Raw genomic sequence first — 25,879 nt, 5'->3', positions numbered from 1 at the left:
CTCGCCTTGGGCGCCGCGCTGGACTATCGGGCATCCTTCAAGGCCTGGGCCTGGGCGTACCACTGCTTCTTGGTGCCACCGAGCACCCGGGTGGCCACCGCCGCGCTCTGCTTGACGCCCACCCCCTCGCTCAGCAGCGCCGCCAGCAGGGTCTCGCCCTCCAGGGTCACGGCATCGACTTCGCGAGGCGGCGCCCCGGCCACCATCACCACGAACTCGCCACGGGCCTGGTCCGGGTCCGCCGCCAGGACCTCGAGCAGCGCCGAGCCCCCCCCCTCCAGGAAGGTCTCGAAGGTCTTGGTCAGCTCCCGGGCCAGCACCAGATGGCGCTCGCCATAACAGGCGACGATATCCGCCAGGGTATCGCGGATGCGGTGGGGCGACTCATAGAAGACCAGGGTCTCATCGCGTTCCGCCAGGGCCTCGAGCCGCGCCCGCCGGGCGCCCCCCTTGGCGGGCAGGAAGCCGCGAAACAGGAAGCGGTCGGTGGGCAGCCCCGCCGCCGACAGGGCCGTCACCAGGGCGCAGGGGCCCGGCACCGGCACCACGCGATGACCCAGGCGACGCAGCTCGCGCACCAGCACGAAGCCCGGATCGCAGATCAAGGGCGTGCCGGCATCGCTGATCAGGGCCACGTCCTCGCCGGCCTCCAGGTGAGCGGCGATACGCGCCACCCGGCTCGCCTCGTTGTGCTCATGCAGCGACAACAGCGGCCGCTCGATCCCCAGGTGGCGCAGCAAGCGTCCGCTATGGCGGGTATCCTCGGCGGCCACCAGCGCCGCCTCGGCGAGCATCCGGGCGGCCCGGGGGGAGAGATCCTCGAGGTTACCAATCGGCGTGGCGACCACGTACAATGCGCCGTAAGCTGGATCCATGGTTCGGCTTCCAAAAGTTCTGTGATCGGACAAGGAATAGGGTTCTATGCACACGTCGCGACGCGGCTGGCTGTTCGCCGCCCTTCTCGCCCTCTTGATGGCCGGCTGCGCGGCACCGCCGGCGATAATGGAGCGTCTCACCGAGCGGGAGCCCGGCGAACTGCTCGCCCGGGCCGAACAGCAGGCCCCCGCTGAAGCGGCCCGCTCCCGCCTCGAAGCGGCGGACATCCTAGCACGCCGCGGCGACGCGACCCAGGCGCTGGACGTGGCCTCGCGACTCGATGATCGCCGGCTCGACGGCGAGGCGCGAGTTCGCTGGGCACTGCTGCTTTCCGCACTCGGCATCCAACTGGATGACGCCAACAGCGTGCTGCAGGCGGCCCAGACCCTGGACGACGACCTGCCCTTCACCCCCGACCAGCGCCTCACCCTGCGCCAGCGCCAGGGGCAGGCGCTGGCCGGGCTCGGCGAGCACGCCGCCGCCGCCGAGGCGTTGCTGGCGGTTCAGGCCGAGACCGGCGACGAGGGCCTCAATGACACCCTCTGGTCGCTGCTGAGCCGCCTCGACGAGCGCACCCTGGCAGGACTCGGCGAGGATCGCCTGACCCTGGGCTGGCGGGAGCTGGTGGCGGTACAGCGCGGCAGCGGCGGCGATATCGAGCGCCTCTTCGAACGCCTCGACGCCTGGCGCGGCCGCCATGGCGGCCACCCGGCGGCGCGCAGCCTGCCCGGCGATCTGCTGGCCCTGCGTGACCTGCGCGGCCAGGAAGTTCGGCATATCGCCGTGCTGCTGCCGGAGTCCGGCCCCCTGGCCAACCTGGCCAAGGAGATCCGCCGCGGCCTGGAGGCGCGCCAGCGGGAGGCCGAACAGGAAGGCATTCGCGTGCCCCGCCTGAGCTTTATCGATGCCAGCCACGGCGACCTGGATGCCCTCTACGCCGCCGCCACCATGGCCGGCGCCCAGGCGGTGATCGGCCCCCTGGACAAGGATCAGGTGACCCGCCTGGAGGGCCGCGACAGCGTGCCGCTGCCGACCCTGGCGCTGAACTACGGCAACAATGCCGAGAACCGCGCCGCCAACCTCTTCCAATATGGCCTCTCCGCCGAGGACGAAGCCCGCCAGGTGGCCCGCCGCGCCCATGCCGATGGCCATCGCCGCGCCGCCATGCTGATTCCCGGCAACGAGTGGGGCAACCGGGTCGGCCGCGCCTTCGAGCGCGAGTGGCAGGCCCAGGGCGGCGAGCTGACCCAGGTGGTGAACTACAACCCCAACGGCTCGGCCACCGACGGCGCCCGACGCGCCGCCGCCGGCCGCCCGGACATGCTGTTCCTGCTGGCCATCCCCAGCTACGCCCGCCAGGTCCCCCCCAATCTGGAGTTCATCGGCGTCGATCGCCTGCCCATCTATGGCACCTCGCAGCTCTATGAGGGGCGTCCCCAGCCGCGGGTCGACCACGACCTCGATGGGGTGATGTTCGTGGAGATTCCCTGGCTGATTCCCGATGCCGCCGTGGGCGGCGAAGAGGTGCTGCCCTTCCTCGGCAGCTACCAACGCCTGCGCGAGAGCGAGGACCCGGGCCTGCTGAAGCTGGGCGCCATGGGGGTGGATGCCTTCGAGCTGGGACGCCGCCTGCCGCAGCTCCAGGTGCTCGGCGGCAGCGAGATCCCGGGCGCTACCGGCAGCCTGCGTCCGGCCGCCGATGGCCGCATCCAGCGCGAGCTGCCCTGGGCCCGTTTCGAGGGCGGCGTGCCCCAGCTGCCCCTGCTCAATCGCTTCGACGATGGCCGGGCCCGCTGACGCCCGCGCCCGCGGCTCGGCCGTCGAGGCCGCCGCCGAGGCCTGGCTGGTGGAGCGCGGCCTGCGCCCGCTCGCGCGCAACCAGCACGCCAGGGGCGGCGAGCTCGACCTGGTGATGCGCGATGGCGAGACCCTGGTGTTCGTCGAGGTCAAGCATCGCGCCGACTGCCGCCACGGCCACCCCCTCGAGAGCGTCACCCCCACCAAGCAGCGCCGCCTGATCCGGGCGGCGCATTTTTATCTCCAACGCAACCGGCTATCATGTCCCTGCCGCTTCGACGTGGTGGCCGTGACCGGCCAGCCGCCGCACCTGGACTTCCACTGGGTGCGCGCCGCCTTCGAAGCGTTCTGACCGCCAAAGGACCCGGAAGATGGATTTGCAGACTCGCATTCTCGGCCACTTCAATGCCAGCATCGACACCAAGACCTACGCCAGCGAGGTGTTGCCGCCCTTTATCGAGGTGGCCAGCCAGATGATGGTGCAGTGCCTGGTCAACGAAGGAAAGATCCTGGCCTGTGGCAATGGCGGCAGCGCCGGCGACAGCCAGCACTTCTCCTCGGAACTGCTCAACCGCTTCGAGCGGGAGCGCCCCAGCCTGCCGGCCCTGGCCCTGACCACCGACACCTCGACCCTGACCTCCATCGCCAACGACTACAGCTACAACGAGGTCTTCTCCAAGCAGGTCCGCGCCCTGGGCCAGCCCGGCGACATCCTGCTGGCGATCTCCACCAGCGGCAACTCCGCCAATGTGATCCAGGCGATCCAGGCCGCCCATGACCGGGACATGACGGTGGTCGCCCTGACCGGCCGCGACGGCGGCGACATGGCCTCCCTGCTCGGCCAGGACGACTGCGAGATTCGCGTCCCCGCCACCTCCACCGCACGCATCCAGGAAGTGCACCTGCTGGTGATCCACTGCCTGTGCGATCTGATCGACGAGCAACTCTTCGGCAGCAGCGAGGCCTGACATGACCAAGCCCCTACTGACATCCCTCTTGATCGTCGCCGCCCTCGGCCTCTCCGGCTGCACCCTCAACTCGGGGGGCGAGAACTACGGCCAGCGCACCCTGGGCTCCCAGGTGGAAGACCAGAGCATCGAACTCAAGATCAAGGGCGACCTGGAGCGGGCCGACGCCCGCTTCCGCGATGCCCGGGTCAAGGTGGACAGCTACAACGGCATCGTGCTGCTGACCGGCCAGGTGCCCAGCCAGGAACTCCAGGAACGGGCCACCGCCATCGCCCGGGAGGTGCGCCATGTCCGCCAGGTACATAACGAGCTGGCGGTGGCCGCCAACCTGCCACTCTCCCAACGCGCCACCGACACCTGGCTGACCACCCGCATTCGCGCCCAACTGGTGGCCGACGAGTCCATCGATGGCGGCCGCATCCGGGTGATCACCGAGAACGCCAGCGTCTACCTGATGGGCATGGTGACCCGCGCCGAGGCGGAGCGAGTCGTGGCCGCGGCCTCCGGGGTGGGCGGCGTGCAGCGTATCGTCAAGGCCTTCGAGTACCTCGACTGATTTGCGCCAACACCAAACGACAACGGCGGCCCACAGGCCGCCGTTGTCGTTTCATCCCTTGATCCCAGCGAGCGACTACTTGACCACACGCAGGCTGGGACGCCCCTTCTTGGGCGCCGATCGCTCGCCGCCGGCGTCATCCGACACCTCGGTATCGCTCTCTACGCTACTGAGCTCGGGCCCTTCGGCGGCCGCCTCGGGCTCCTCCACTTCCACGGCATCATCATAGCCCGGCATCACCGGCTCATGGCCGAATACCATGCCCACGCCATTTTCGCGGGCGTAGAGGGCCACCAGGGCCTCCCCGGGCACCACCACCTGCATGGGCTGACCACTGAAGCGGGCACCGAAGGTGATGGCTTCGTTGTCCATCGCCAGGTCGCGCACCGCCGTGGGGGCGATGTTCAGCACGATCTGGCCGTTCTGCACGAACTGGGTGGGCACCACCACGCCGGGGCGCTCGGCATCCACCACGATATAGGGGGTCTGGTCGTTATCCAGCAGCCACTGATACAGGGCCCTGGCCAGATAGGGACGGCTCGACAGCATCTCTGCCCTCCTCGTCGTCTCGGTCGGACCGGCGGGATCACCCCCGGCCCGGAGAAAGTTGCGGTCTGGCGACGAGTCCGGCACCCGCGGCGCCGAGCCTCATCGGTGCGCCATCAGGGGCGCATCTCCTTCTCGGCCTCGGTCAGGGAGTCCTTGAAGGCATCACGCTCGAAGACCCGCTGCATGTAGCCCAGCAGCGGCTTGACCTGCTTCTCCGGCAGCTCGATCCCGAGTGCCGGCAGGCGCCACAGGATCGGGGCCAGGCAGCAATCCACCAGCGAGAACTCCTCGCTCATGAAGTAGGCCATGTCCTCGAAGATGGGCGAGATGCCCACCAGGCTCTCGCGCAGCTCCTTGCGCGCCTTCTCGGCATCCTTCTTGGCGCCGCCGAGGATCTGCTCCACCAGCGGGCACCACTCCCGTTCGATGCGATGCATCCACAGGCGACTCTGGGCCCGGGCCACCGGATAGACCGGCAGCAGCGGCGGATGCGGGAAGCGCTCGTCCAGGTACTCCATCATCACCTTGGATTCGTAGAGCACCAGATCGCGATCCAGCAGGGTCGGCACACTATTGTAGGGGTTGAGATCCGCCAGCTCCTCGGGGTGATGCTCCTCGGAGACCTCCAGGATATCGACGGCCACCCCCTTCTCCGCCAGCACGATACGAACCCGATGACTGAAGTGATCATCGCTACCGGAATAGAAGGTCATCGACGACCGCTTGGCCACTACACCCATGAAACAATCCTCGCATCAGTTCGAGCCAAGATGATAACACGCCCGTTCGGACAGTAGTCGTACCTCAGGGGCAATCGATAGGGCAAGTGCCTATCGACCGACCCCGGGTCTTCGACACAAAGGGGCGCATGACTCGGTCATGCGCCCCCGCACCGAACGGCATGCCGATCAGTGAATATCGCGCCAGTACTCGCGCTTGAGCAGGTAGGCGATGACGCCGAAGATAAAGATGAAGATCAGCACCTTCGGAGCCAGGGCCTGGGCGTGGAGCTTGGAGGGCTCGCCCACATAGGCGAGGAAGTTGGTCAGGTCATAGACCGCTTCCTCGAACTCCTCGGGCTCCATGGCCCCGGGACGAGTCACCTGCAGCACCTCGCAGGACTGGTACTTGCCGGTCAGCGGATCGAGCTCGGCATGGCCGTGGGGACGATCGCTCTCGGCACAGACCATCTCCTGGACCCCCTGCAGCGGCTCCAGCACATTGGGCATGGCCACCAGCTCGAAGACCGCGTTGTTCACCCCGGTGGGGCGACTCGGGTCCTTGTAGAAGCTGAGCAGGTAGGAGTAGATCCAGTCGGTGCCGCGCAGGCGCGCCTCCAGGGTCAGGTCCGGCGCCGCGGAGCCGAACCAGGTCTCGGCATCCTCGGGGACCATGGCGTTATGCATCTGGTCGTTGTAGGCCAGGTCGGAGGAGAAGATCAGGTTCTCCTCGACCAGGTCCTGGGGCATGCCCAGGTCCTCGGCGGCGCGGGCGAAGCGCTGATGCTCCAGGCTGTGACAGCCCATGCAGTAGTTGGTGAACAGCTGCATGCCCCGCTGCAGGGAGGGCCGATCCTGGAGATCGGGGGTCATCGAATAGGGCACGTCGGCGCCCCCCGCCGCCAGTGCCGTAAAGGGCACCAGCGCGAACAGCAGTGCGAAGAGTTGCTTTTTCATTAGCCAGTCACCCTCTCCGGAGCGGGTTTGGTCTTCTCCAGCTTGGTGTAAAGCGGCATCAGCAGGAAGAAGGCAAAGTAGATCGCGGTACAGACCTGGGAGACCAGGGTACGCACCGGGGTCGCCGGCAGCACGCCGAGCACGCCGAGGATCACGAAGCTGATGGCGAACAGCACCAGCATCACCTTGGAGATCCAGCCCTTGTAGCGCATGGAGCGCACCGGGCTACGGTCGAGCCAGGGCAGCACGAAGAGGATCGCGATCGCGCCCCCCATGACCACCACGCCGAGGAACTTGGCATCCAGGCCGAACAGCGAGAAGGTAATGGCGCGCAGCATGGCGTAGAAGGGCGTGAAGTACCATACCGGGGCGATATGATCCGGCGTCTTCAGCGGGTTGGCCGGCTCGAAGTTGGGCTTCTCGATAAAGTAGCCGCCGCCCTCGGGGAAGTAGAAGATCACCACGCAGAAGACGAACAGGAAGACCGCCACGCCCACCAGGTCCTTGACGGTGTAGTAAGGGTGGAAGGGGATGCCATCCAGCGGCTTGCCGGTCTCGTCCTTCTTCTCCTTGATATCGATGCCGTCGGGGTTGTTGGAACCGACCTCGTGCAGGGCGATCAGATGCAGCACCACCAGCGCCAGGATCACGATGGGCAGGGCCACCACATGCAGGGCGAAGAAACGGTTCAGGGTGATACCGGAAATCAGGAAGTCACCGCGCACCCACTGGGCCAGGTCGGGGCCGATCGCCGGAATCGCCGAGAACAGCGAGATGATCACCTGGGCGCCCCAGTAGGACATCTGCCCCCAGGGCAGCAGGTAACCCATGAAGGCTTCCGCCATCAACAGCAGGTAGATGGTCATGCCGAAGATCCACACCAACTCGCGGGGCGCCCGGTAGGAGCCGTAGAGCAGGCCGCGGAACATATGCAGATAGACCACCACGAAGAAGGCCGAGGCCCCGGTGGAATGCATGTAGCGAATCAACCACCCCCACTCCACGTCGCGCATGATGTACTCGACGGAGGCGAAGGCCCCCTCGGCGGAGGGGTTGAAGCTCATGGTCAGCCAGACGCCGGTGAGGATCTGGTTGACCAGCACCAGCAGCGCCAGGGAACCGAAGAAGTACCAGAAGTTGAAGTTCTTCGGGGCGTAGTATTTGGAGAGGTGCTCCTGCCACATCTGGGTGGCCGGGAAGCGGTCATCGATCCAGCGCATGATGCCGCTGTCGGCCTTGACGCGATTCGGGTTACCCATCAGGCGGCCTCCTCATCTTCACCGATCACGACGATCTCGTCGCTATCGAAACGGTAGGGGGGCACCTCGAGGTTGATGGGTGCCGGCACATTGGCGAAGACCCGACCCGCCAGGTCGAAACGCGAGCCGTGGCAGGGGCAGAAGTAGCCGCCCGGCCAGCTGTCGCCCCCCAGGTCGGCGGCGCCGGGCTCGGGCCGGAAGGTCGGAGAGCAGCCCAGGTGGGTACAGATGCCCACCAGCACGCCGATCTCGGGACGCAGTGAACGCAGCTGCCCGCTGACATAGGCCGGCTGCTGCGGCACCGTCGACTCCGGATCGGAAAGGCGCGAGGGGTCGATGCCCTGGGTACGCTCGATCATCTCCGCGGTGCGATGCACGATCCATACCGGCTTACCCCGCCATTCGACGGTCATCTGCTGTCCCGGTTCGAGCTTGGAGATATCCGCACTCACCGGGGCACCCGCCGCCCTTGCCCTGGCACTGGGCTGCCAGGAAGCCACAAAGGGAACCGCAACCCCGACGGCGCCCACCGCACCCACTACGGTGGTGGCACCAACGAGGAAACGGCGCCGCCCTTTGTTTACGCCGTTATCTGCCATCTTCAGGTTTCTCCCATCAACTACCCGTTGTCGTTTCGCGGAACCGCGATCCGCAGCCACGGATACAAATGCGCACTATGGTAAAAAAATGCCTGCCGGAACACAAGATTAAGCAGACTCTGACCTAAGTGGCAGATGTATATAAGTTATTGTTTAGAAGACAAAAAAAACGCCCAGACCCACGAGGGTCTGAGCGCTTTCCGACAGTCTCGAAGCGAGATTAACGCTTGGAGAACTGCGGGCGACGACGCGCCTTGCGCAGGCCGACCTTCTTACGCTCGACCTGACGCGCATCGCGGGTCACGTAGCCGGCGGCACGCAGCGGGCTGCGGAACTCTTCGTTGTACTCGATCAGGGCGCGGGTGATGCCGTGACGAATGGCGCCCGCCTGAGCGGAACCACCGCCACCCTGAACGGTGACGTAGATGTCGAACTGGCCGGTGGTCTCGGTCAGTTCCAGGGGCTGACGCACCACCATACGACCGGTGACGCGACCGAAATACTCGTCCAGATCACGGTTGTTGACGGTGATCTTGCCGGTGCCCGGCTTGACGAAGACGCGCGCGGTAGAGGTCTTGCGGCGCCCGGTACCATAATACTGCTGTGACATGGCGAATTATCCCTCAGATGTTCAGTTCTTGCGGCTGCTGAGCGGCATGCGGATGCTCGGCACCGGCATAGACCTTGAGCTTGGTGTACATGGCGCGACCCAGCGGACCCTTGGGCAGCATACCCTTGACGGCCTTCTCGATGATCCGCTCGGGAGCGTGATCGATCAGCTTCTCGAAGCTCATGGAGCGCAGACCACCCGGGTAACCGGTGTGACGGTAGTAGGTCTTGTCCTGGGCCTTGTTGCCGGTCACCTTCACCTTCTCGGCGTTGATCACGACGATATAATCGCCGGTGTCGACGTGGGGGGTGTACTCGGGCTTGTGCTTGCCACGCAGGCGGCGAGCGATTTCGGTCGCCAGACGACCGAGCGTCTTGTCCGCGGCGTCGACGACATACCAGTCGCGCTGGACGGACTGCGGCTTAGCAGTAAACGTCTTCATGGATGAATCACCAAAAGTCGAAATTTGGGTCTTGTGGGCCGGGCCCACGCGACCATCCCTATTTTTCTTGGTTGCCAAGGCCTAAGCCATGGCAACGTTCGAGCGAGGGCGCATTCTACACGACCCGCCCCCGCCGGGGCAATCACCCGCCCGCACAAGCGGGAGGCTAGCCGGGTCAGGGCTTATGGGGCAACGCCAGATACTCGTGGGACTGCATCTCCTGGAGCCGCGACAGGGTGCGATCGAACTCGAAGGAGAGGCTGCCCTCGGTATAGAGCCGCTCCGCCGGCACCTCCGCCGACATCAGCAGCTTGACGCCGCGGTCATAGAATTCGTCGACCATATTGATAAAGCGCCGCGCCTGGTCGTCGGTGCCCCGCCCCATCTGGGTCACGCTGGAGACCAGCACCGTATGATATTCCCGGGCCAACTCAATATAGTCGTTCTGGCTGCGCGGCCCATCGCAGAGCTCGCGGAACTCGAACCACACCACATCGTCATGGCATCGGCGCGCCTTGAGTACCCGGCGATTGATCTCGATGGGCACCTCGGCCTCCCCCTCCTGGCCGGCGATCTCGCGGAAGCTGCGGGAAAGCTCCGCCTCGGCGGCGGCATCCAGGGGCGAGTGGAAGATCTCCGCCCGCTCCAGGGCCCGCAACCGGTAGTCGATGCCCGAGTCGACGTTGACCACCTCGCAGTGGCGCTCCAGCAGGTCGATGGCCGGCAGGAAGCGGGCTCGCTGCAGGCCATCCTTGTAGAGTTCCGAGGGCACGATATTCGAGGTAGTGACCAGCACCACCCCCCGCTCGAAGAGCGCCTCGAGCAGATTGGCGAGGATCATCGCATCGGTGATGTCCTTGACGAAGAACTCGTCGAAGCAGATCACCCGCGCCTCGGCGGCAAACTTGGCGGCGATCAGGGTCAGGGGGTTCTTCTCACCCTTGTAGTGCTCCAGCTCGTTGTGCACCCGCTGCATGAAGCGATGAAAATGGGTGCGCATCTTCTCCGGGAAGGGCAGCGACTCATAGAAGGTATCCACCAGGTAGGTCTTGCCGCGACCGACGCCGCCCCAGAAGTAGAGGCCCATGATCGCCGGGGGCCGGGGGGCCTCGCCGCCTTTCTTCTTGCCGAACAGGCCGGCCACCCGCGACTTCAAGCCCTTGCCGGGCACGCCCACCTTGGCCGGCGCCGGCCGCTTAACCAGGTCATCGTAGAGTCGCTGCAGATGGGCCACCGCCTGCTCCTGGGCGGCGTCATACTGGAAGCCGTCGCGCTCCAGGTCGGCACGGTAGCGGGCCATGGGGCCCGCGGCGGGGGTGGCAGTGGAAGTCATTGTCGCGCACATCAGCGTCTTGGCTACCTCGGACTCGGGGCTTCGGGGCGCTATTATACGCAGGCGCTGACGGATTCCCATGCGTCGGCGGTCGCATTGACCCGGCCCTCGGAGTCCCTCGTATAATGGCGTGGGCGAGATGCCAACCGCCAGGAGCCGCCTGGCTGATAAAGAATTTCAAGGGGAACACCGTGTACGAGAGCAATATCGACTGGATCCTGGCCATCGCCAGCGGCCTTGCCGGCATCGGCATCGGCGCCCTCGGCTACCATCTGCTCAACGCCAACGTGGCCCGCAATCAGAAGGTGCGCCAGCGCCTGGCCGAGACCGAGCTGGAGCTGACTCAGGTCAAGGACTCGCTGAACGATCACTTCTCCCGGGCCGCCGACCTGCTGCAGGGCATTCAGCGCCAGAGCCAGGAGCTGCAGCAGCAGTTGGCTCAGAGCGCCGAGCGCTTCTGCGACGACGATCATCTCAAGCGTCGTCTGCATGCCAGCGACGCCGCCGAGCTCGCCGCCGAAGGCGAGACCGAGGGCAGCGCCCCGCCCCGAGACTATGCCGATGGCACCCATGGCACGCTTTCCGAGGATTTCGGACTGCGCCGCAGCCCCGAAGAGGCCGAAGCGGCCTCCGCCACGGCTCAGCCGCCGCGCTACTAGATGCGCCCATCGGACACGGATGCCTCGGCACCCATTCCGAGCGTTTTCCGGCAGATTGCGCCGCAGCCCCGAAGAGGCCGAAACGGCCTTCGCCACGACCCAGCCGCCGCGCTACTAGATACGCCCATCGGACACGGGTGCCTCGGCACCCTTTCCGAGCGTTTCCCGGCAGACTGCGCCGCAGCCCCGAAGAGGCCGAAACGGCCTCCGCCACGGCCCAGCCGCCGCGCTACTAAATCGGCGATCCCATCCATAAAACGCATGGGGCCAGGCAATATGCCTGGCCCCGCTGTTTCTGTGGTATCCCCACTGCTACGCCGGATTATCGATATCCACGAAGCGATGCTCGATAGCGAAGCGCTCGGCCAGCCAGTCGCCCAATGCCTGGACCCCGTAGCGCTCGGTGGCATGGTGACCCGCCGCCAGGTAGCTGATGCCCAGCTCCCGGGCCAGATGGGTGGTGCGCTCGGAGATCTCCCCGGAGATAAAGGCCTGGGCACCGGCCTCGTGGGCCAGGGTGATCATGTCCTGGGCGCCGCCGGTGCACCAGGCGATGCGCTCGAGAGGGCCCTCATGCCCCGAGACCAGCAGCGGCTCGCGGCCCAGGCGCTCGGCGATCCGCGCGGCCAGGGCCGTATCGTCCAGGGACAGATCGGGCTCGCCCAGCCATACCAGCCCCTCCCCCAATTCACCATCGGCGCAGCCGCTGGCACGCAGCCCCAGGCGCTCGCTGAGCCGAGCGTTGTTACCCAGGGTGATATGGGCATCCAGCGGCAGGTGATAGGCCAGCAGGCTGATATCGTGACCCAGCAACGTCTTGAGCCGTCGTTGCTTGATGCCGGTGATCGGCACCGGTTCGTTCTTCCAGAAGTAGCCGTGGTGCACCAGCAACAGATCGGCGCCCCAGGCCACCGCCTCGTCGAGCAGGGCCTGACAGGCGGTGACTCCGCTCATTATCCGGGTCACTCGCTCCCGGCCCGCCACCTGCAAGCCATTGACGGTATAGTCCCTGAAGCCCTCGGCCCGAAGCTCGGCCTGGCAGGCCGCCACCAGCTCGTCGCGTCTGATCATTCCTGCTCCTCGATTGGGGCGATGTTACACTATCGGCCATTGTAACCACTGTGGCGGAGGCCCCGCCACGCCAGACCGGGAGCCCTGCATGGGTCGCAAGCTGATCTCCTGGCTATGGCCGGCCCTGGCGGGCCTGGTCATCGCCGCCCTCCTGCTACTGCTCTTTCCTCAACTGGGCGGGCGCGCCCCGGCGCCGACCCCGGAACCCGACGCTCTCCCCGTCGCCAGCGAGGAGGCCCGACCCGCCTCCCGCCCCTCACCGGAGATCGAGCAGGCCCCGCCCCTGAACCGCGGCCAGGGGCCGGTCAGCTACGCCGAGGCGGTGGAGCGCGCCGCCCCGGCGGTGGTCAATATCTACTCGTCGCGGATCGTCGAGCGCGACGAGCACCCGCTGATGTCCGACCCCTTCTTCCGCCAGTTCTACGGCGACGACCTGCCCAGCCGGCAACGCATGCTCTCCAGCCTGGGCTCCGGCGTCATCGTCAGCCGCGACGGCTATGTGCTGACCAACCACCACGTGATCGGCGGCGCCGACCAGATCCAGGTGGCCCTGCGGGATGGTCGCGAGACCCTGGCCGAAGTCATCGGCACCGACCCGGAGAGCGACCTGGCGGTACTACGCATCGAGCTGGACGAGCTGCCGGTGATCGCCCTCTCGGACTCCAGCCGGGTGGCGGTGGGCGACGTGGCCCTGGCCATCGGCAACCCCTTCGGGGTCGGCCAGACGGTGACCATGGGCATCATCAGCGCCACCGGTCGCAGCCACCTGGGCCTCAACGCCTATGAGGACTTTATCCAGACCGATGCGGCCATCAACCCGGGCAACTCCGGCGGCGCCCTGATCGACCCGGAGGGCGCCCTGGTGGGCATCAATACCGCCATCTTCTCCCGCTCCGGCGGCTCCCAGGGCATCGGCTTCGCGATTCCCGCCAACCTGGCCCGCAATATCCTCGAGGAGCTGGTCACCCAGGGCCGGGTGATCCGCGGCTGGCTGGGCATCGAGGCCCAGGAGATGACCCCGGAGCTGGCCCTCTCCTTCGGCCTGCAGACGCCCCGCGGCGTGGTGATCGCCGGGGTCATGGCCGATGGCCCCGCGGACCGTGCCGGCCTGCGCCCCGGCGACGTGTTGCTGGAGGTGGACGGACGCCCCATCCTCGATGCCCGGGTGGCGATGAGCGATATCGCCGCCATCACCCCCGGCTCGGAGCTGCCGCTGACGGTGATTCGCGGCGGCCAGCCCCTGGAGCTGGTGCTGGAGGTGGGCGAGCGCCCGACCCCGCCCACCCCCAATGGCCCAGAGTGACGCCCCTAACTCCCGCAACCAGCGCCTGTAGCCGCGCCAGCGCTGATTCGCCTCTTTCTGAACGACAAGGGCCCCGCCTAGGCGGGGCCCTTGTCGTCGTTGATACCGACTCACGGCCTTACGACTTGATGCGATATTCCGCCGAGCGGGCGTGGGCGGTCAGGGACTCGCCCCGGGCCAGGATGGAGGCGGTGGGCCCCAGGCTGGAGGCCCCGGCCTCGGAGCAGTGGATGATCGAGGAGCGCTTCTGGAAGTCGTAGACCCCCAGCGGCGAGGAGAAGCGCGCGGTACCGGAGGTAGGCAGCACATGATTGGGGCCGGCGCAGTAGTCACCCAGGGCCTCGGCGGTATGCCGCCCCATGAAGATGGCCCCGGCATGGCGCACCCGGGGCAGCCAGGCGTCCGGGTCGACCACCGAGAGCTCCAGGTGCTCGGCGGCGATGCGATTGATCAGTTCCACCGCCTCGGCCTCGTCCCGGCAATGGATCAGGGCACCACGCTGGGCCAGGGACTCCCGGGCGATGGCCTCCCGCTCGAGGCTCGGCAGCAGCCGTGCCATGGCCTCGGCCACCGCCTCCAGGTGCTCGGCGTCCCAGCTGACGAAGATCGACTGGGCATCCTCGTCGTGCTCGGCCTGGGAGAACAGGTCCATGGCCAGCCACTCCGGGTCGGTGCCGCCATCAGAGACCACCAGGATCTCCGAGGGGCCGGCGATCATGTCGATCCCCACCTGGCCGAAGACCGCCCGCTTGGCGGTGGCCACATAGATATTGCCGGGGCCGACGATCTTGTCGACCCGCGGCACCGTCTCGGTGCCATAGGCCAGGGCCGCCACCGCCTGAGCACCGCCGAGGGTGAAGACCCGATCGACGCCGGCCAGGTGAGCGGCGGCCAGTACCAGCTCGTTGAGCACCCCGTCCGGGGTCGGCACCACCATGATGATCTCCTTGACCCCGGCCACATGGGCGGGGATGGCGTTCATCAGCACCGAGGAGGGATAGGCCGCCTTGCCGCCGGGCACATAGATGCCGGCACGATCCAGGGGCGTGACCTGCTGGCCCAGCACACTGCCGTCGGCCTCGGTGTACTGCCAGGACTCGGGCTTCTGGCGCTCGTGGTAGACCCGCACCCGCTCGGCGGCGACGCGCAGCGCCTCGCGCTGCTCCTCCGGCAGGCCGTCGAAGGCCTGACGCAGCCGTTCGGGCGTCAGGGTAAGTTCGTCCATACCGTTGACCGCGAGGCGGTCGAAGCGATTGGAGAGCTCCACCAGGGCCGCATCGCCCCGGGCGCGCACGTCGGCAATGATCGCCTCGACCCGATGCTGCACCTCGGCATCGGAGACGCCTTCCCAGGCCAGCAGGCCGTCGAGGCGCGCGGTGAAGTCGGAGTCACGGGTGGAGAGTCGGGCGATATCGAGTGCGGTCATGGTTCTCTCTTGTCAGGATCGGCACGGGGCCTTCAGCATGCCGCCATCGATGATGGCGGGCAATCCCGAAGGCCCTATGGGGAAGATATGCCGAACGTATCGGCGACTCAGGCCTCGGCGACCTGGCGGCGCGCCGCCACGGCGGCCTCGAGGCGTTCCAGCAGCGGCTTGAGGCGCTCGTGTTTCATGGTCATGGCGGCCTTGTTGACCACCAGCCGGGTGCTGATCTCGGCGATCAGTTCGCGGGGCTCCATGCCATTGGCGCGCAGGGTATTACCGGTATCGACGATATCGACGATCTCGTCGGCCAGGTTCATCAGCGGCGCCAGCTCCATGGCCCCGTAGAGCTTGATCACCTCGGCCTGGATGCCCTGCTCGGCGTAGTAGCGTCGCGCCACCTTGACGAACTTGGTGGCCACCCGGCGCCGGGCATGGCTCGGCTCGGCGCCCTTGACCCCGGCGGTCATCAGCTTGCACTTGGCGATCTCCAGGTCGAGGGGCTCGTAGAGGCCCTCGACACCGTGCTCCAGCAGCACATCCTTACCGGCCACGCCGAGATCGGCGGCACCCAACTGCACATAGGTAGGCACGTCGGTGGCGCGAATCACCACCAGCTTCACATCGGGCAAGTTGGTATCGAAGAGCAGCTTGCGGCTCTTGCCCAGGTCCTCGGCGGGCTCGATGCCGGCATCGGCCAGCAACGGCAGGGTCTCGTCGAGGATGCGGCCCTTGGAGAGGGCCAGGATCAGTTGTTTAGACATAAGAGGCTTCACAGGTCCATGGAATCAGGGCCGCCAGGCGCCTAGCCCGGTACACGGCGGATCTTGGCACCGAGCAGCTGCAGCTTCTCCTCGATGCACTCATAGCCCCGATCGATATGATAGATGCGGTCCACCAGGGTCTCGCCCTCGGCCATCATCGCCGCCACCACCAGGGAGGCGGAAGCGCGCAGGTCGGTGGCCATCACCGGCGCGCCGGAGAGCCGCTCGACGCCGGTGACCACGGCGGTATTGCCCTCCAGGGCAATATTGGCGCCCATGCGGTTGAGCTCCTGGACGTGCATGAAACGATTCTCGAAGATGGTCTCCACCACGCGTCCGGTGCCCTCGGCCAGCGCATTCATGGCCACGAACTGGGCCTGCATGTCGGTGGGAAAGGCCGGGTAAGGCGCGGTACGCAGATTCACCGCCCGGGGACGACGCCCCTGCATGTCCGCCTCGATCCAGTCCTCGCCGGTAGTGACCTTGGCACCGGCCTCCTCCAGCTTGGCCAGCACCGCCTCCAGCACATCGGCTCGGGTGCGACGCACCTTGACCCGCCCGCGGGTCATGGCGGCGGCCACCAGGAAGGTGCCGGTTTCGATACGATCCGGCATCACGTCGTGATAGCAGCCATGCAACCGCTCCACCCCCTCGATGGTGATGGTGTCGCTGCCCTGGCCGGAGATCTTCGCGCCCATGCCGATCAGGCACTCGGCCAGGTCCACCACCTCGGGTTCCCGGGCGGCGTTCTCCAGCACCGTGGTGCCTTCCGCCAGGGTGGCGGCCATCAGCAGGTTCTCGGTGCCGGTCACGGTGACGGTATCGAAGAAGATGGTCGCCCCCTTGAGGCGACCCTCGACCCGGGCGCGGATATAGCCGCCCTCGACGCGAATGTCCGCCCCCATGGCCTCCAGGCCACGGATATGCAGGTCCACCGGCCGCGAGCCGATGGCGCAGCCCCCCGGCAGGGAGACGTCGGCATGGCCGAAGTGGGCGAGCAGCGGCCCCAGCACCAGGATGGAGGCACGCATCTTCTTGACCAGCTCGTAGGGGGCATGGCAATCCCGTACCTGGGCACCATCGAGCTGGATGGTCATCTTCTCGCCCATCACCGGCTCGACACCCATGCGCCCGAGCAGCTCCAGGGTGGTGGTGATGTCCTGCAGATGAGGCAGGTTACCGATGGTCACGGGCCCCTCGGAGAGCAGGGTCGCACAGAGGATCGGCAGGGCCGAGTTCTTGGCGCCACTGGCCCAGACTTCGCCGTCCAGGGCGCCATTGCCGGTAATGATCAACTTGTCCATGCGGCGGCTCAGGCTCCGGTGTTTTCCGGGGCCCCTTGCCACTGGGCCGGGGTATAGGTCTTGATGCTCACGGCGTGCAGGGCGCCACTGGCGATCTCCTCGGCGAGGGCACCATAGATCAGTTGCTGGCGCTTCACCGGCGAGAGCCCCTCGAAGACGTCCCCTACGGCGATCACCTGGAAGTTGCAGCCTTCGCCCTGGATATGGAAGTCACAGCCCTCGATCTGGGCCTCGAGCCGCGCCTTGACATCACTGGGTTGCATGGGCGTAAGCCTCCTTGAGTGGGTAGCAGGCGCCCTCGGCGGGCGCAGCGGGAATCGTGGAGGCCCATGGTAATCAAAAGCGCCGCCGATGGCGATGGCGGCGCGCGGCGACAACCGGCCGACGCGCCGTCTCCGGGGCGCGACAGGCGCCGCTCAGGAGACCACGGCGCCCCCGCCGGGCAGCAGGGCATCGAGGTCGGCCAGGCGGGTCAGCCGGGCCAGGGGGGCCGAGAGTGCCACCTCGGTCACCTCGGCGCCGACGCCGCGACTGTCGCGCAGCCACTGCAGCAGCATGCTCAGGGCCGCGCTGCTGACCCGGTCGACGCCCCCCAAGTCGATCACCACCCGGCTGCCGGGGGGCAGGTCGGCGAGCCAGTCGCTACCGGCGGCGGCCAGGGAGGCGGCGACCTCGAAATCCACGTCCCCGTCCACCCGCAGGCGATTCCCCTCGACCGAGAGGCGCACCCCCTGGGCCTCGAGCAGCAGCGTCATGCACCGCCCTCTTCCAGGGCCTCGGCGCCCACCTCCGGTGCCCAGTTGTCGATCACGGCGTCGTAGTCGCGCCCCTGGTCGCGCATCGCCTGATCGAACTGATTGCGGAAGGTCAGGCCCAGGTTGATGCCGTTGACGATCACATTGACCACCTTCCACTGGCCATCGCTCAGGCGCAGGGAGTAGCTGACCGGATAGACCTGACCGTCGCCGGCCACCACTTCCATCTCGACGCTGGCCTGGTCCGGCTGGCGGGAGGGACGCTGGTTGTCCAGCACCCGCAGCTCGCGATAATCGAAGGTCACCAGGCCCTTGACGTAGGTGTCGATCAGGGTCTGACGGAAAGTGGTGGCGAAGCGCGCCCGCTGCTGGGGGGTGGCATTCTGGAAGTAACGCCCCATCACGCTGGCACCGATATAGCGGAAGTCGGCGATCTCCTCGAGACTCTCGTCCACCAGGGCCTCCAGCTCGTCGAGGTTGTCGGCGAAGTAATCGCGCCGCCCCTCGATCTGACCCATCAGCTCATCGATGCTGTCGCGGATCAGTCGCTCGGGGGAGTCGCTGGACTGGGCCAGGGCCGGCAGCGCCAGCATCAGGCACAGCAGCACCAGCCAGGGACGCAGCAGGGTCGGGGTAAGGGTATTCATGGGGCCATCCTTTTTTCTCTGGGGTGACTCAGTCACTGACCATATTCGACACGAACTGCTGGATCAGCTCTTCCAGCACCAGGGCCGACTGGGTATCGGTAAGGGTATCACCATCGCCCAGGGTCTCGGGATCGCCCCCCGGCGAGAGGCCGACATACTGCTCGCCGAGCAGGCCGGCGGTGAGGATCGCCGCGGTGGTATCCCGGGACAGGCGCTCCTCCAGCTCGGCATCCAGCTCCAGGGTGACCCGGGCATCGTACCAGTCGGTATCCAGCTCGATGGCACTCACCCGCCCCACATTGACCCCGGCCATGGTCACCCGGGCACGGGGCTTGAGACCGCCGATATTGGCGAAGTTGGCCTGCAGCGTAAAGGTATCCGCCGGCGTCGACAGGCTCAGTCCGCTGACCCTCAGGCCCAGGAACACCAGCCCCAGGATACCGGCCAGCATAAACAGCCCGACCCCCAGCTCCATCGTCTTGCTACGTTTCATACGCGCTCTCCGCCAACCATCACCCGACTACCCTGCATCGTCTTTCCCTCGCCGTCCGGCATCGATTCGCTCCATTGATTCACACGCCTCATGACAGGCCGCCGAACATCACCGCGGTCAGCACGAAATCGAGCCCCAGCACCGCCAGGGAGGAGTAGACCACGGTGCGGGTGGTGGCCCGGGAGATCCCCTCCGAGGTGGGGATCAGGTCATAGCCCTGGAAGACCGCGATCCAGGTCACCACCACGGCGAAGACCAGGCTCTTGAGCATGCCGTTACCCACGTCGGCGATAAAATCGACGCTGGCCTGCATATTGCTCCAGTAGGAGCCCTCGAACAGCCCCAGCCACTCGACCCCCACCAGGAAGCCCCCGTAGATCCCCACCACGCTGAAGCCCACGGTGAGCAGCGGCAGCGACACGAAGCCGGCCCAGAGGCGTGGCGCCACCACCCGCCGCAGGGGATCGACGCCGATCATCTCCATGCTGGTGAGCTGCTCGGTGGCCTTCATCAGGCCGATCTCGGCGGTCAGCGCCGAGCCGGCGCGCCCGGCGAACAGCAGCGCCGCGACCACCGGCGCCAGCTCCCGCAGCAGCGACAGGGCCACCATCTGGCCGAGCGCCTGCTCGGCACCGAAATCGATCAGGATAGTGTAGCCCTGCAGGGCCAGCACCATGCCGATAAAGAGCCCGGAGACCAGCACGATGGCCAGCGACAGCACCCCGACGAAATGCATCTGGCGAAGCCACAGATAGACGCCCTCCCGGGAGGGCCAGCCCAGGGCCGACTGGGCCAGGAAGAGGCCGGAACGCCCCAGGGCCTCGAGCAGGTCGCAGCCCCGGCGCCCGAGGGCGATAACACGAGGAATCATCGCTGCGCCCCCGTATCGAGGATATCCCGGTAGAAATCCATCGCCGGGTAGTGGAAGGGCACCGGACCGTCCGGTTCGCCATGCACGAACTGGCTGACCCGCGGGTCCTGCTCCACGTCGAGGCTGGCCGGCGTGCCCTCGGCCATCACCTGGCCGTCGGCGATCACATAGACATAGTCGGCGATGGAGAGGGTCTCCTTGATATCGTGGGAGACCACCACGGCGGTCAGCCCCAGGGCCTCGTTGAGGCGCTTGATCAGTTGCACCAGCACGCCCATGGAGATGGGGTCCTGGCCCACGAAGGGCTCGTCATAGAGGATCAGCTCCGGGTCCAGGGCGATGGCCCGGGCCAGGGCCACGCGACGCGCCATGCCCCCGGAGAGCTCCGCCGGCGTCAGATGGCGCGCCCCGCGCAGCCCCACCGCCTGGAGCTTCATCAGCACCAGGTCGCGAATCATCGGCTCCGGCAGGTCGGTATGCACCCGCAGCGGGAAGGCCACGTTCTCGAAGACATCCAGGTCGGAGAACAGGGCCCCGCTCTGGAACAGCATGCCCATGCGCCGGCGCAGCCGGAACAGCGCCTTGCGGGAGAGCGCATGGACGTCCCGACCGGCGATGCACACCCGCCCCGCATCGGGCACCAGTTGGGCGCCGATCAGCTTGAGCAGGGTGGTCTTGCCGGTGCCGCTGGGCCCCATGATGGCGGTGATCTTGCCACGGGGAATACGCATCGAGACCCCGCGGAAGATCTCCTTGTCACCGCGGGAGAAGTGGAGATCGTCCACCTCCACCAGAGGGGTATCCGTCATCGCTCCGGGTTTCCTTGGATAATTATCGAACATCGTATCCTAACCGGGCCCATTCCGACTACCCTCGGCGCAGGGCTATCGCCGTTGGAATGACCAAGGGGCGCTGGGGGCAGGACGAAGCGGGGTTTTTTTGCCAGGGGTGAGGAGGATTCCTCCGAACGGGCTGGCCATGGATGGCCAGCACCGGTCCTGCAAGCGGAGCAGGATGCGAGAGCGCCGCAGGGCAAAAGTAGCGCCCAGGGAGGGGTTCACAGCGCCCCGCGACGACCTGCCCCCAGGGTAGCCCCGGACCGCAAAGCTAACTGAGATACCCCCGGCCGCCTCCCTTGATTCGATGGTCGCTCACGCGTTTAATGGGCGCCCTCGCCCACCAAGGAAGTCTTCGATGCCGATCGCCCTGCTCGCCGTGCTGCTCGGATTCGCCGGCCTGCTGTGGAGCGCCGACCGCTTCGTAGGGGCCGCCGCCGCCACCGCCTACCGGGCGGGCATGAGCCGGCTGCTGGTGGGCATGACCATCGTCGCCCTCGGCACCTCGGCGCCGGAGATGCTGGTCGCGATCATGGCCGCCCTGGATGGGCTCCCCGACCTGGCCACCGGCAACGCCCTGGGCTCGAATATCGCCAATATCGCCCTGGTGCTGGGCGCCACCGCCCTGGTGGCCCCCATCCCGGTGCGCTTCTCCCTGGTCCGCCGCGAGCTGCCGCTGCTGCTGGGCGCCACCGGCCTGGCCGGCTATGCCCTGGCGAACGGCATCCTCGGCCGCTTCGATGCGCTCTTCCTGCTGGCCCTGCTGGGCTTCAGCCTGTGGTGGCTGTTTCGCGCCGACACCCCCGACGAGGCCTTCGAGGGGGAGATCCCGGCCATGCGCCTGCCGCCGGCCCTGGCCTGGTTGCTGGTGACCCTGCTGCTGATGGTGGTGAGCTCGCGCCTGCTGGTGTGGGGCGCCAGCCAGATCGCCGCCGGCTTCGGGGTCAGCGAACTGGTGATCGGCCTGACCCTGGTGGCCATCGGCACCAGCCTGCCGGAGCTGGCCGCCTGCATCATGAGCGCCCTGCGCCGTCATCACGACCTGGCCATCGGCAACGTCATCGGCTCCAATCTCTTCAATATGCTGGCGGTGCTGCCGATTCCCGGCCTGCTGGCCCCCGGCCCGGTGGATGGCGCCGCCGGTAGCCGTGACTTCCCGGTGATGCTGACCCTGACCCTGGTGCTCGGCGCCTGGCTGCTATGGCAGCGCCATGGCCGGCTGGGGCGCCTGCCCGGCGCCCTGATGCTGATCGCCTATGCCGGCTACCTCGGCCTATTGGCCCTCGACCTCACTTGAGCTCAGACCCGCAACCGGCAACAATCCCCCCATGACACCGACACTCGATTTCGACTTTCGCGCCAGCGCCCGCCGCACCCTGCAGTTGGAACAGCAGGCGCTGGGCGCCCTGATTCCCCGCCTCAATGGCGACTTCGACCAGGCCTGCCGGCTGCTGCTGGCCTGCCGCGGCCGGGTCGTGGTCACCGGCATGGGCAAGTCCGGCCATATCGGCGGCAAGCTGGCCGCCACCCTGGCCAGCACCGGCACCCCGGCCTTCTTCGTGCATCCCGGCGAGGCGAGTCATGGCGACCTGGGCATGATCACCCGCGGCGACGTGGTGATCGCCCTCTCCAATTCCGGGGAGACCGGCGAGGTGACCGCCCTGCTGCCGCTGCTCAAGCGCCTGGGCACGCCGCTGATCAGCCTTACCGGGCGCCCCGCCTCGACCCTGGCCCGCCACGCCGATGCCCACCTGGATACCGGCGTCGAGCGCGAGGCCTGCCCCCTGGACCTGGCCCCCACCGCCTCCACCACCGCCGCCCTGGCCATGGGCGATGCCCTGGCGGTGGCCCTGCTCGAGGCCCGCGGCTTCACCGCCGAAGAGTTCGCACTGTCGCATCCCGGCGGCAGCCTGGGCCGCCGCCTGCTGCTCAAGGTCGGCGACCTGATGCACCAGGGCAAGCGCCTGCCGACGGTGCCGCTCGGCAGCCCGCTGCGCGACGCCCTGCTGGAGATCACCCGCCAGGGACTGGGCTTCACCTGCGTGGTGGACGCAGACGGCCGACTGAGCGGAGTCTATACCGACGGCGACCTGCGCCGCACCCTGGACCAGCACAACGATCTCAGCCAGCTCAAGGTGGACGACGTCATGACCCGCCCCGGCAAACGCATCGGCCCCGAGGTCCTGGCCGCTGAGGCGGTGCGCGTCATGGAAGACAACCGCATCACCGCCCTGGCGGTGGTGGACGACGCCGGCCGCCCGGTCGGCGCCCTGCATATGCACGACCTGCTGGCCAGCGGCGTGATCTAAGGAGCCTCCATGACCTTCGACTCCCCCTGCTCGACCCGACCCCGCTCGACCGCGCCCGCGGGGTTATGCACGACCTGCTGGCCAGCGGCGCGACCTAAGGAACCTCTAACATGACCTTCGACTCCCCCCTGCTCGACCTGACCCTGCTCGACCGCGCCCGCGGGGTTATGCACGACCTGCTGGCCAGCGGCGCGACCTAAGGAACCTCTAACATGACCTTCGACTCCCCCCTGCTCGACCCGACCCTGCTGGACCGTGCCCGCCGGGTGCGCCTGCTGGCCCTGGACGTGGACGGTGTCTTCACCGATGGGCGCCTCTATTTCCAGGCCGATGGCGTGGAGATCAAGGCCTTCCACACCCAGGACGGCCAGGGCATCAAGCTGCTGCGCCGCGCCGGCATCGAGGTGGCCCTGATCACCGGCCGCGACTCGCCCATGGTCAGCCACCGCGCCGCCGCCCTGGGCATTCCCCATGTCTTCCAGGGCCGCGAGGACAAGCTCGCCGCCCTCACCCAGCTCGCCGAGCGCCTGGCGCTGCCCTGGGAGGCCATCGCCTACGCCGGCGACGACCTGCCGGACCTGGCGGCGATTCGCCGCTCCGGCCTCGGCATCAGCGTGCCCAATGCCCCCGCCTATGTGCGCGGCCAGGCCGACTGGGTCACCGAGCGCGGCGGCGGCCATGGCGCCGTGCGCGAGATCTGCGACACTCTGCTCGAGGCCCAGGGCCACTGGGGCGCGGTGATCGACACCTACCTGCATGGTCAGGGCCATGAGAGCCGCTGAGTTACTGGCCACGCCGCTGGCCCGACGCCTGGGCCTGCTGGTCCTGCTGCTGGCCCTGGGGGGCGTGCTGGTGCTGCTCACCGAGCGGGAGCCGGCCCCACCGGGACCGGTGCCCCAGGACGAGGCCGGCGAGCCCGACTACTATCTGGAGCAGGCGGAGCTGGTGCGCTACGACGCCGAAGGGTTCCCCCATCAGCGCCTGAGCAGCCCGCGCCTGGCGCATACGCCCCATGACGACGTGCTGCGTGCCCAGACACCGATCTCCCATCTCTACGATGACGAGGGGCGCCACTGGATCGCCCGGGGCGAACAGGGCACCCTGGCGGATCGCCGCTTGACGCTGAGCGGCGATGCCAGGCTCAATGCGCCTGACGCCGGCTGGCAGCTCAGTACCCAGGAACTGCACCTGGACACCCGTACCCAGTATGCCTGGAGTGACACCCCGGCGCGCTTCGAGGCCCCGCCCCAGCGTACCGAGGCCGAACGCTTCGAGGCCTGGCTCGAGGACGGACGCCTGCAACTGGAAGGCCGGGTGCGCGGCCACCACCCCCCCGCCCAGGAGTGAGAGTGATGCCCCCTGCCGCTTCCATGAGGACCCCATCATGAGTTACCCAAGCCGCCAACGCCTGATCGGCTGGCTCGCCGCCGGCCTGCTGGCCCTGGCCACCCCCGCCCTGGCTCAACAAGGCGAGCCCATCGAGGTGGAGGCCGACCGCCTGGAACTGGACGACCGCGCCGGCACCGCCGTGTATAGCGGCGAGGTGGACATTCGCCAGGGCAACCTGCACCTGACCGGCGCCCGGGTCGAGATTCAGCGCAACGACGCCGGCGAGGTCTCGCGGCTCACCGCCACCGGCGAGCGCGCCTACCTGGAACAGAACCCCGCCGACGGCGAGCGCGTCCAGGGCTGGGGCCGCACCATCATCTACCACGCCGCGGAGCGGCGGGTGGAGCTGATCGATCGCGCCGAGCTGCACCGCGGTGCCGACACCTTCAACGGTGCCTACGTGGAGTATCAGATCGACCGCCGCCTGGTGGAGGCCCGGGCCAGCACCGAAGGCACCGACCGCCAACGAGTGCGCATGACCCTCACCCCGGAACAGCAGTAAGGGCCGCCATGAAGACCCTGACCGCCAGTCATCTGGCCAAGAGCTACAAGCGCCGCCGCGTGGTCCGTGATATCAGCCTCGCCATCGAGCAGGGCAGCGTGGTGGGCCTGCTGGGCCCCAACGGCGCCGGCAAGACCACCTCCTTCTACATGATCGTCGGCCTGGTGCGTGCCGACGCCGGCAGCGTCGCCATCGACGACCGGGATCTCTCCGAGGCGGCCATGCACGAGCGGGCCCGGGCCGGTATCGGCTACCTGCCCCAGGAAGCCTCGATCTTCCGCAAGCTGTCGGTGGCCGACAATATCCTGGCCATCCTCGAGACTCGCAAGGACCTGGATCGCGCCGACCGCCAGGCACGCCTGGAGGCCCTGCTCAACGACTTCCACATCACCCATATCCGCGACAACCTGGGGATGAGCCTCTCCGGGGGGGAGCGGCGCCGGGTGGAGATCGCCCGGGCACTGGCCACCGAACCGACCTTTATCCTCCTCGACGAGCCCTTCGCCGGGGTCGACCCCATCTCGGTGGGCGAGATCAAGGGCATTATCCGTGCCCTCAAGCAGCGCGATATCGGGGTGCTGATCACCGACCACAATGTGCGCGAGACCCTGGATATCTGTGATCGCGCCTATATCGTCGGCGACGGCCAGATCATCGCCGAGGGCGATGCCGAGGCGATCCTCGCCAACCGCCGGGTGCGTGAGGTCTATCTGGGCGAGGACTTCCGCCTCTAGGAGCCCTGATTCGTTAAATAGCGCGCTATTCGCCTCATCCGATTGATCAACTTGTCTCGCAGTCCGCCTTTCTCGCGACGATCGGTCGAATCCGACAGGCTCCGGGGGCCGAACACCAGGAATCGGCGCTGCCAATAGGCTGAAAGTCTTAGTT

At 67.4% G+C, this 25,879-nt stretch carries 31 protein-coding genes; 12 read left to right on the top strand and 19 right to left on the bottom strand.

Annotated elements, in window-relative coordinates; genetic code table 11:
• Nucleotides 1–23: 23 nt before the first annotated feature.
• Nucleotides 24–875 (bottom strand): 16S rRNA (cytidine(1402)-2'-O)-methyltransferase, encoded by an 852-nt coding sequence (gene rsmI / locus ACQ1W9_RS06835; protein ID WP_431025915.1) that lies wholly within the window; start codon nt 873–875, stop codon nt 24–26.
• 46 nt (nt 876–921) lie between these two features.
• On the opposite strand from rsmI, the gene ACQ1W9_RS06830 reads away from it, so the two are divergent.
• From ACQ1W9_RS06830 to ACQ1W9_RS06815, 4 genes are read left to right on the top strand one after another with little or no spacing between them, the layout of a single operon-like run.
• Nucleotides 922–2,673 (top strand): penicillin-binding protein activator, encoded by a 1,752-nt coding sequence (locus ACQ1W9_RS06830; protein ID WP_431025914.1) that lies wholly within the window; start codon nt 922–924, stop codon nt 2,671–2,673.
• Nucleotides 2,657–3,025: a YraN family protein gene (locus ACQ1W9_RS06825; protein WP_431025913.1), complete on the top strand. Its 369-nt coding sequence runs from the start codon at nt 2,657–2,659 to the stop codon at nt 3,023–3,025. Before ACQ1W9_RS06830 ends, ACQ1W9_RS06825 begins: the two co-directional genes overlap by 17 nt.
• A 19-nt stretch (nt 3,026–3,044) precedes the next feature.
• Nucleotides 3,045–3,641 (top strand): phosphoheptose isomerase, encoded by a 597-nt coding sequence (locus tag ACQ1W9_RS06820; RefSeq protein ID WP_146802301.1) that lies wholly within the window; start codon nt 3,045–3,047, stop codon nt 3,639–3,641.
• Nucleotide 3,642: 1 nt separating this feature from the next.
• Nucleotides 3,643–4,197 (top strand): BON domain-containing protein, encoded by a 555-nt coding sequence (locus ACQ1W9_RS06815; RefSeq protein ID WP_346063443.1) that lies wholly within the window; start codon nt 3,643–3,645, stop codon nt 4,195–4,197.
• A gap of 75 nt (nt 4,198–4,272) precedes the next feature.
• Here the strand turns inward: ACQ1W9_RS06815 and ACQ1W9_RS06810 are convergent, their stop codons facing one another.
• The 8 genes from ACQ1W9_RS06810 to zapE all read right to left on the bottom strand — a co-directional run bounded on the left by ACQ1W9_RS06810 (nt 4,273) and on the right by zapE (nt 10,665).
• Nucleotides 4,273–4,746, bottom strand: coding sequence for a ClpXP protease specificity-enhancing factor (locus ACQ1W9_RS06810; protein WP_431025912.1), 474 nt, complete (start codon nt 4,744–4,746; stop codon nt 4,273–4,275).
• Between the two features lie 113 nt (nt 4,747–4,859).
• Nucleotides 4,860–5,486 (bottom strand): stringent starvation protein SspA, encoded by a 627-nt coding sequence (gene sspA / locus ACQ1W9_RS06805; RefSeq protein ID WP_431025911.1) that lies wholly within the window; start codon nt 5,484–5,486, stop codon nt 4,860–4,862.
• Between the two features lie 168 nt (nt 5,487–5,654).
• Nucleotides 5,655–6,422: a cytochrome c1 gene (locus ACQ1W9_RS06800; RefSeq protein ID WP_431025910.1), complete on the bottom strand. Its 768-nt coding sequence runs from the start codon at nt 6,420–6,422 to the stop codon at nt 5,655–5,657.
• Entirely contained in the window at nt 6,422–7,681 is a 1,260-nt protein-coding gene (locus ACQ1W9_RS06795; RefSeq protein WP_431025909.1) for a cytochrome b, read from the bottom strand. Before ACQ1W9_RS06795 ends, ACQ1W9_RS06800 begins: the two co-directional genes overlap by 1 nt.
• A complete protein-coding gene (gene petA / locus ACQ1W9_RS06790; protein ID WP_146802307.1) occupies nt 7,681–8,280 on the bottom strand; it encodes a ubiquinol-cytochrome c reductase iron-sulfur subunit in 600 nt (199 codons plus the stop codon). Before petA ends, ACQ1W9_RS06795 begins: the two co-directional genes overlap by 1 nt.
• A gap of 220 nt (nt 8,281–8,500) precedes the next feature.
• Nucleotides 8,501–8,890 (bottom strand): 30S ribosomal protein S9, encoded by a 390-nt coding sequence (rpsI, locus tag ACQ1W9_RS06785; RefSeq protein WP_431025908.1) that lies wholly within the window; start codon nt 8,888–8,890, stop codon nt 8,501–8,503.
• Between the two features lie 13 nt (nt 8,891–8,903).
• Nucleotides 8,904–9,332 carry a 50S ribosomal protein L13 gene (gene rplM, locus ACQ1W9_RS06780; protein WP_195860972.1) on the bottom strand — a complete coding sequence of 143 codons (429 nt, stop codon included), beginning with the start codon at nt 9,330–9,332 and terminating at the stop codon, nt 8,904–8,906.
• Nucleotides 9,333–9,507: 175 nt separating this feature from the next.
• On the bottom strand, nt 9,508–10,665 hold the full coding sequence (gene zapE, locus ACQ1W9_RS06775) for a cell division protein ZapE (protein ID WP_431025907.1): 1,158 nt from the start codon (nt 10,663–10,665) through the stop codon (nt 9,508–9,510).
• 191 nt (nt 10,666–10,856) lie between these two features.
• Here zapE and ACQ1W9_RS06770 point away from each other — a divergent pair, with 191 nt between their 5' ends.
• Nucleotides 10,857–11,324, top strand: a complete 468-nt coding sequence (locus ACQ1W9_RS06770) for a YhcB family protein (RefSeq protein WP_431025906.1) — start codon at nt 10,857–10,859, stop codon at nt 11,322–11,324.
• Between the two features lie 312 nt (nt 11,325–11,636).
• Here the strand turns inward: ACQ1W9_RS06770 and ACQ1W9_RS06765 are convergent, their stop codons facing one another.
• The gene (locus ACQ1W9_RS06765; protein WP_431025905.1) at nt 11,637–12,395 is read right to left on the bottom strand and encodes a Nif3-like dinuclear metal center hexameric protein; all 759 of its coding nucleotides are present in this window, start codon (nt 12,393–12,395) and stop codon (nt 11,637–11,639) included.
• Between the two features lie 88 nt (nt 12,396–12,483).
• On the opposite strand from ACQ1W9_RS06765, the gene ACQ1W9_RS06760 reads away from it, so the two are divergent.
• Nucleotides 12,484–13,698 carry a Do family serine endopeptidase gene (locus ACQ1W9_RS06760; RefSeq protein ID WP_431025904.1) on the top strand — a complete coding sequence of 405 codons (1,215 nt, stop codon included), beginning with the start codon at nt 12,484–12,486 and terminating at the stop codon, nt 13,696–13,698.
• A 118-nt stretch (nt 13,699–13,816) separates the two neighbouring features.
• On the opposite strand, the gene hisD is transcribed toward ACQ1W9_RS06760, so the two are convergent.
• The 9 genes from hisD to ACQ1W9_RS06715 form a co-directional block, all read right to left on the bottom strand.
• A complete protein-coding gene (hisD, locus tag ACQ1W9_RS06755; RefSeq protein ID WP_431025903.1) occupies nt 13,817–15,124 on the bottom strand; it encodes a histidinol dehydrogenase in 1,308 nt (435 codons plus the stop codon).
• Between the two features lie 107 nt (nt 15,125–15,231).
• Nucleotides 15,232–15,885 carry an ATP phosphoribosyltransferase gene (hisG, locus tag ACQ1W9_RS06750; protein WP_346063432.1) on the bottom strand — a complete coding sequence of 218 codons (654 nt, stop codon included), beginning with the start codon at nt 15,883–15,885 and terminating at the stop codon, nt 15,232–15,234.
• Between the two features lie 41 nt (nt 15,886–15,926).
• A complete protein-coding gene (gene murA, locus ACQ1W9_RS06745; RefSeq protein ID WP_346063431.1) occupies nt 15,927–17,189 on the bottom strand; it encodes a UDP-N-acetylglucosamine 1-carboxyvinyltransferase in 1,263 nt (420 codons plus the stop codon).
• Nucleotides 17,190–17,197: 8 nt separating this feature from the next.
• Complete coding sequence (locus ACQ1W9_RS06740; RefSeq protein ID WP_346063430.1) at nt 17,198–17,452, bottom strand: BolA family protein; 255 nt, start codon at nt 17,450–17,452, stop codon at nt 17,198–17,200.
• A gap of 153 nt (nt 17,453–17,605) precedes the next feature.
• Nucleotides 17,606–17,944, bottom strand: coding sequence for an STAS domain-containing protein (locus ACQ1W9_RS06735; RefSeq protein ID WP_431025902.1), 339 nt, complete (start codon nt 17,942–17,944; stop codon nt 17,606–17,608).
• Nucleotides 17,941–18,591, bottom strand: a complete 651-nt coding sequence (locus ACQ1W9_RS06730) for an MlaC/ttg2D family ABC transporter substrate-binding protein (RefSeq protein WP_431025901.1) — start codon at nt 18,589–18,591, stop codon at nt 17,941–17,943. The genes ACQ1W9_RS06735 and ACQ1W9_RS06730 overlap by 4 nt, the downstream gene beginning before the upstream one ends.
• Nucleotides 18,592–18,619: 28 nt before the next feature.
• Complete coding sequence (gene mlaD / locus ACQ1W9_RS06725; RefSeq protein ID WP_431025900.1) at nt 18,620–19,084, bottom strand: outer membrane lipid asymmetry maintenance protein MlaD; 465 nt, start codon at nt 19,082–19,084, stop codon at nt 18,620–18,622.
• Between the two features lie 88 nt (nt 19,085–19,172).
• Nucleotides 19,173–19,955, bottom strand: coding sequence for a lipid asymmetry maintenance ABC transporter permease subunit MlaE (mlaE, locus tag ACQ1W9_RS06720; protein ID WP_431025899.1), 783 nt, complete (start codon nt 19,953–19,955; stop codon nt 19,173–19,175).
• Nucleotides 19,952–20,764: an ABC transporter ATP-binding protein gene (locus ACQ1W9_RS06715; protein WP_431025898.1), complete on the bottom strand. Its 813-nt coding sequence runs from the start codon at nt 20,762–20,764 to the stop codon at nt 19,952–19,954. The genes mlaE and ACQ1W9_RS06715 overlap by 4 nt, the downstream gene beginning before the upstream one ends.
• Before the next feature lie 385 nt (nt 20,765–21,149).
• Between ACQ1W9_RS06715 and ACQ1W9_RS06710 the strand changes: the two genes are divergently transcribed.
• The 6 genes from ACQ1W9_RS06710 to lptB all read left to right on the top strand — a co-directional run bounded on the left by ACQ1W9_RS06710 (nt 21,150) and on the right by lptB (nt 25,725).
• On the top strand, nt 21,150–22,088 hold the full coding sequence (locus ACQ1W9_RS06710; RefSeq protein ID WP_431025897.1) for a calcium/sodium antiporter: 939 nt from the start codon (nt 21,150–21,152) through the stop codon (nt 22,086–22,088).
• A gap of 31 nt (nt 22,089–22,119) precedes the next feature.
• Nucleotides 22,120–23,100, top strand: a complete 981-nt coding sequence (locus ACQ1W9_RS06705) for a KpsF/GutQ family sugar-phosphate isomerase (RefSeq protein ID WP_431025896.1) — start codon at nt 22,120–22,122, stop codon at nt 23,098–23,100.
• A 212-nt stretch (nt 23,101–23,312) separates the two neighbouring features.
• Nucleotides 23,313–23,882: a KdsC family phosphatase gene (locus ACQ1W9_RS06700; protein ID WP_431025895.1), complete on the top strand. Its 570-nt coding sequence runs from the start codon at nt 23,313–23,315 to the stop codon at nt 23,880–23,882.
• The gene (lptC, locus tag ACQ1W9_RS06695; protein ID WP_431025894.1) at nt 23,869–24,447 is read left to right on the top strand and encodes an LPS export ABC transporter periplasmic protein LptC; all 579 of its coding nucleotides are present in this window, start codon (nt 23,869–23,871) and stop codon (nt 24,445–24,447) included. The genes ACQ1W9_RS06700 and lptC overlap by 14 nt, the downstream gene beginning before the upstream one ends.
• 37 nt (nt 24,448–24,484) lie before the next feature.
• Nucleotides 24,485–24,991: a lipopolysaccharide transport periplasmic protein LptA gene (gene lptA / locus ACQ1W9_RS06690; RefSeq protein ID WP_431025893.1), complete on the top strand. Its 507-nt coding sequence runs from the start codon at nt 24,485–24,487 to the stop codon at nt 24,989–24,991.
• Between the two features lie 8 nt (nt 24,992–24,999).
• Nucleotides 25,000–25,725 (top strand): LPS export ABC transporter ATP-binding protein, encoded by a 726-nt coding sequence (lptB, locus tag ACQ1W9_RS06685; RefSeq protein WP_346063419.1) that lies wholly within the window; start codon nt 25,000–25,002, stop codon nt 25,723–25,725.
• Nucleotides 25,726–25,879: the final 154 nt, after the last annotated feature.

This window comes from Halomonas sp. H5 (assembly GCF_050613175.1).
In the GTDB taxonomy this organism is placed as follows: domain Bacteria; phylum Pseudomonadota; class Gammaproteobacteria; order Pseudomonadales; family Halomonadaceae; genus Bisbaumannia; species Bisbaumannia salifodinae.
Note: the sequence above shows the minus strand (reverse complement) of the source record. Positions and strands in the feature narration are given on the sequence as shown.

What these genes read in the sequence shown, in the direction of transcription:
- rsmI (WP_431025915.1), bottom strand. Translation starts at nt 875, where the DNA reads ATGGATCCAGCTTACGGCGCATTGTACGTGGTCGCCACGCCGATTGGT.
- ACQ1W9_RS06830 (WP_431025914.1), top strand. Translation starts at nt 922, where the DNA reads ATGCACACGTCGCGACGCGGCTGGCTGTTCGCCGCCCTTCTCGCCCTC.
- ACQ1W9_RS06825 (WP_431025913.1), top strand. Translation starts at nt 2,657, where the DNA reads ATGGCCGGGCCCGCTGACGCCCGCGCCCGCGGCTCGGCCGTCGAGGCC.
- ACQ1W9_RS06820 (WP_146802301.1), top strand. Translation starts at nt 3,045, where the DNA reads ATGGATTTGCAGACTCGCATTCTCGGCCACTTCAATGCCAGCATCGAC.
- ACQ1W9_RS06815 (WP_346063443.1), top strand. Translation starts at nt 3,643, where the DNA reads ATGACCAAGCCCCTACTGACATCCCTCTTGATCGTCGCCGCCCTCGGC.
- ACQ1W9_RS06810 (WP_431025912.1), bottom strand. Translation starts at nt 4,746, where the DNA reads ATGCTGTCGAGCCGTCCCTATCTGGCCAGGGCCCTGTATCAGTGGCTG.
- sspA (WP_431025911.1), bottom strand. Translation starts at nt 5,486, where the DNA reads ATGGGTGTAGTGGCCAAGCGGTCGTCGATGACCTTCTATTCCGGTAGC.
- ACQ1W9_RS06800 (WP_431025910.1), bottom strand. Translation starts at nt 6,422, where the DNA reads ATGAAAAAGCAACTCTTCGCACTGCTGTTCGCGCTGGTGCCCTTTACG.
- ACQ1W9_RS06795 (WP_431025909.1), bottom strand. Translation starts at nt 7,681, where the DNA reads ATGGGTAACCCGAATCGCGTCAAGGCCGACAGCGGCATCATGCGCTGG.
- petA (WP_146802307.1), bottom strand. Translation starts at nt 8,280, where the DNA reads ATGGCAGATAACGGCGTAAACAAAGGGCGGCGCCGTTTCCTCGTTGGT.
- rpsI (WP_431025908.1), bottom strand. Translation starts at nt 8,890, where the DNA reads ATGTCACAGCAGTATTATGGTACCGGGCGCCGCAAGACCTCTACCGCG.
- rplM (WP_195860972.1), bottom strand. Translation starts at nt 9,332, where the DNA reads ATGAAGACGTTTACTGCTAAGCCGCAGTCCGTCCAGCGCGACTGGTAT.
- zapE (WP_431025907.1), bottom strand. Translation starts at nt 10,665, where the DNA reads ATGACTTCCACTGCCACCCCCGCCGCGGGCCCCATGGCCCGCTACCGT.
- ACQ1W9_RS06765 (WP_431025905.1), bottom strand. Translation starts at nt 12,395, where the DNA reads ATGATCAGACGCGACGAGCTGGTGGCGGCCTGCCAGGCCGAGCTTCGG.
- ACQ1W9_RS06760 (WP_431025904.1), top strand. Translation starts at nt 12,484, where the DNA reads ATGGGTCGCAAGCTGATCTCCTGGCTATGGCCGGCCCTGGCGGGCCTG.
- hisD (WP_431025903.1), bottom strand. Translation starts at nt 15,124, where the DNA reads ATGACCGCACTCGATATCGCCCGACTCTCCACCCGTGACTCCGACTTC.
- hisG (WP_346063432.1), bottom strand. Translation starts at nt 15,885, where the DNA reads ATGTCTAAACAACTGATCCTGGCCCTCTCCAAGGGCCGCATCCTCGAC.
- murA (WP_346063431.1), bottom strand. Translation starts at nt 17,189, where the DNA reads ATGGACAAGTTGATCATTACCGGCAATGGCGCCCTGGACGGCGAAGTC.
- ACQ1W9_RS06740 (WP_346063430.1), bottom strand. Translation starts at nt 17,452, where the DNA reads ATGCAACCCAGTGATGTCAAGGCGCGGCTCGAGGCCCAGATCGAGGGC.
- ACQ1W9_RS06735 (WP_431025902.1), bottom strand. Translation starts at nt 17,944, where the DNA reads ATGACGCTGCTGCTCGAGGCCCAGGGGGTGCGCCTCTCGGTCGAGGGG.
- ACQ1W9_RS06730 (WP_431025901.1), bottom strand. Translation starts at nt 18,591, where the DNA reads ATGAATACCCTTACCCCGACCCTGCTGCGTCCCTGGCTGGTGCTGCTG.
- mlaD (WP_431025900.1), bottom strand. Translation starts at nt 19,084, where the DNA reads ATGAAACGTAGCAAGACGATGGAGCTGGGGGTCGGGCTGTTTATGCTG.
- mlaE (WP_431025899.1), bottom strand. Translation starts at nt 19,955, where the DNA reads ATGATTCCTCGTGTTATCGCCCTCGGGCGCCGGGGCTGCGACCTGCTC.
- ACQ1W9_RS06715 (WP_431025898.1), bottom strand. Translation starts at nt 20,764, where the DNA reads ATGACGGATACCCCTCTGGTGGAGGTGGACGATCTCCACTTCTCCCGC.
- ACQ1W9_RS06710 (WP_431025897.1), top strand. Translation starts at nt 21,150, where the DNA reads ATGCCGATCGCCCTGCTCGCCGTGCTGCTCGGATTCGCCGGCCTGCTG.
- ACQ1W9_RS06705 (WP_431025896.1), top strand. Translation starts at nt 22,120, where the DNA reads ATGACACCGACACTCGATTTCGACTTTCGCGCCAGCGCCCGCCGCACC.
- ACQ1W9_RS06700 (WP_431025895.1), top strand. Translation starts at nt 23,313, where the DNA reads ATGACCTTCGACTCCCCCCTGCTCGACCCGACCCTGCTGGACCGTGCC.
- lptC (WP_431025894.1), top strand. Translation starts at nt 23,869, where the DNA reads ATGAGAGCCGCTGAGTTACTGGCCACGCCGCTGGCCCGACGCCTGGGC.
- lptA (WP_431025893.1), top strand. Translation starts at nt 24,485, where the DNA reads ATGAGTTACCCAAGCCGCCAACGCCTGATCGGCTGGCTCGCCGCCGGC.
- lptB (WP_346063419.1), top strand. Translation starts at nt 25,000, where the DNA reads ATGAAGACCCTGACCGCCAGTCATCTGGCCAAGAGCTACAAGCGCCGC.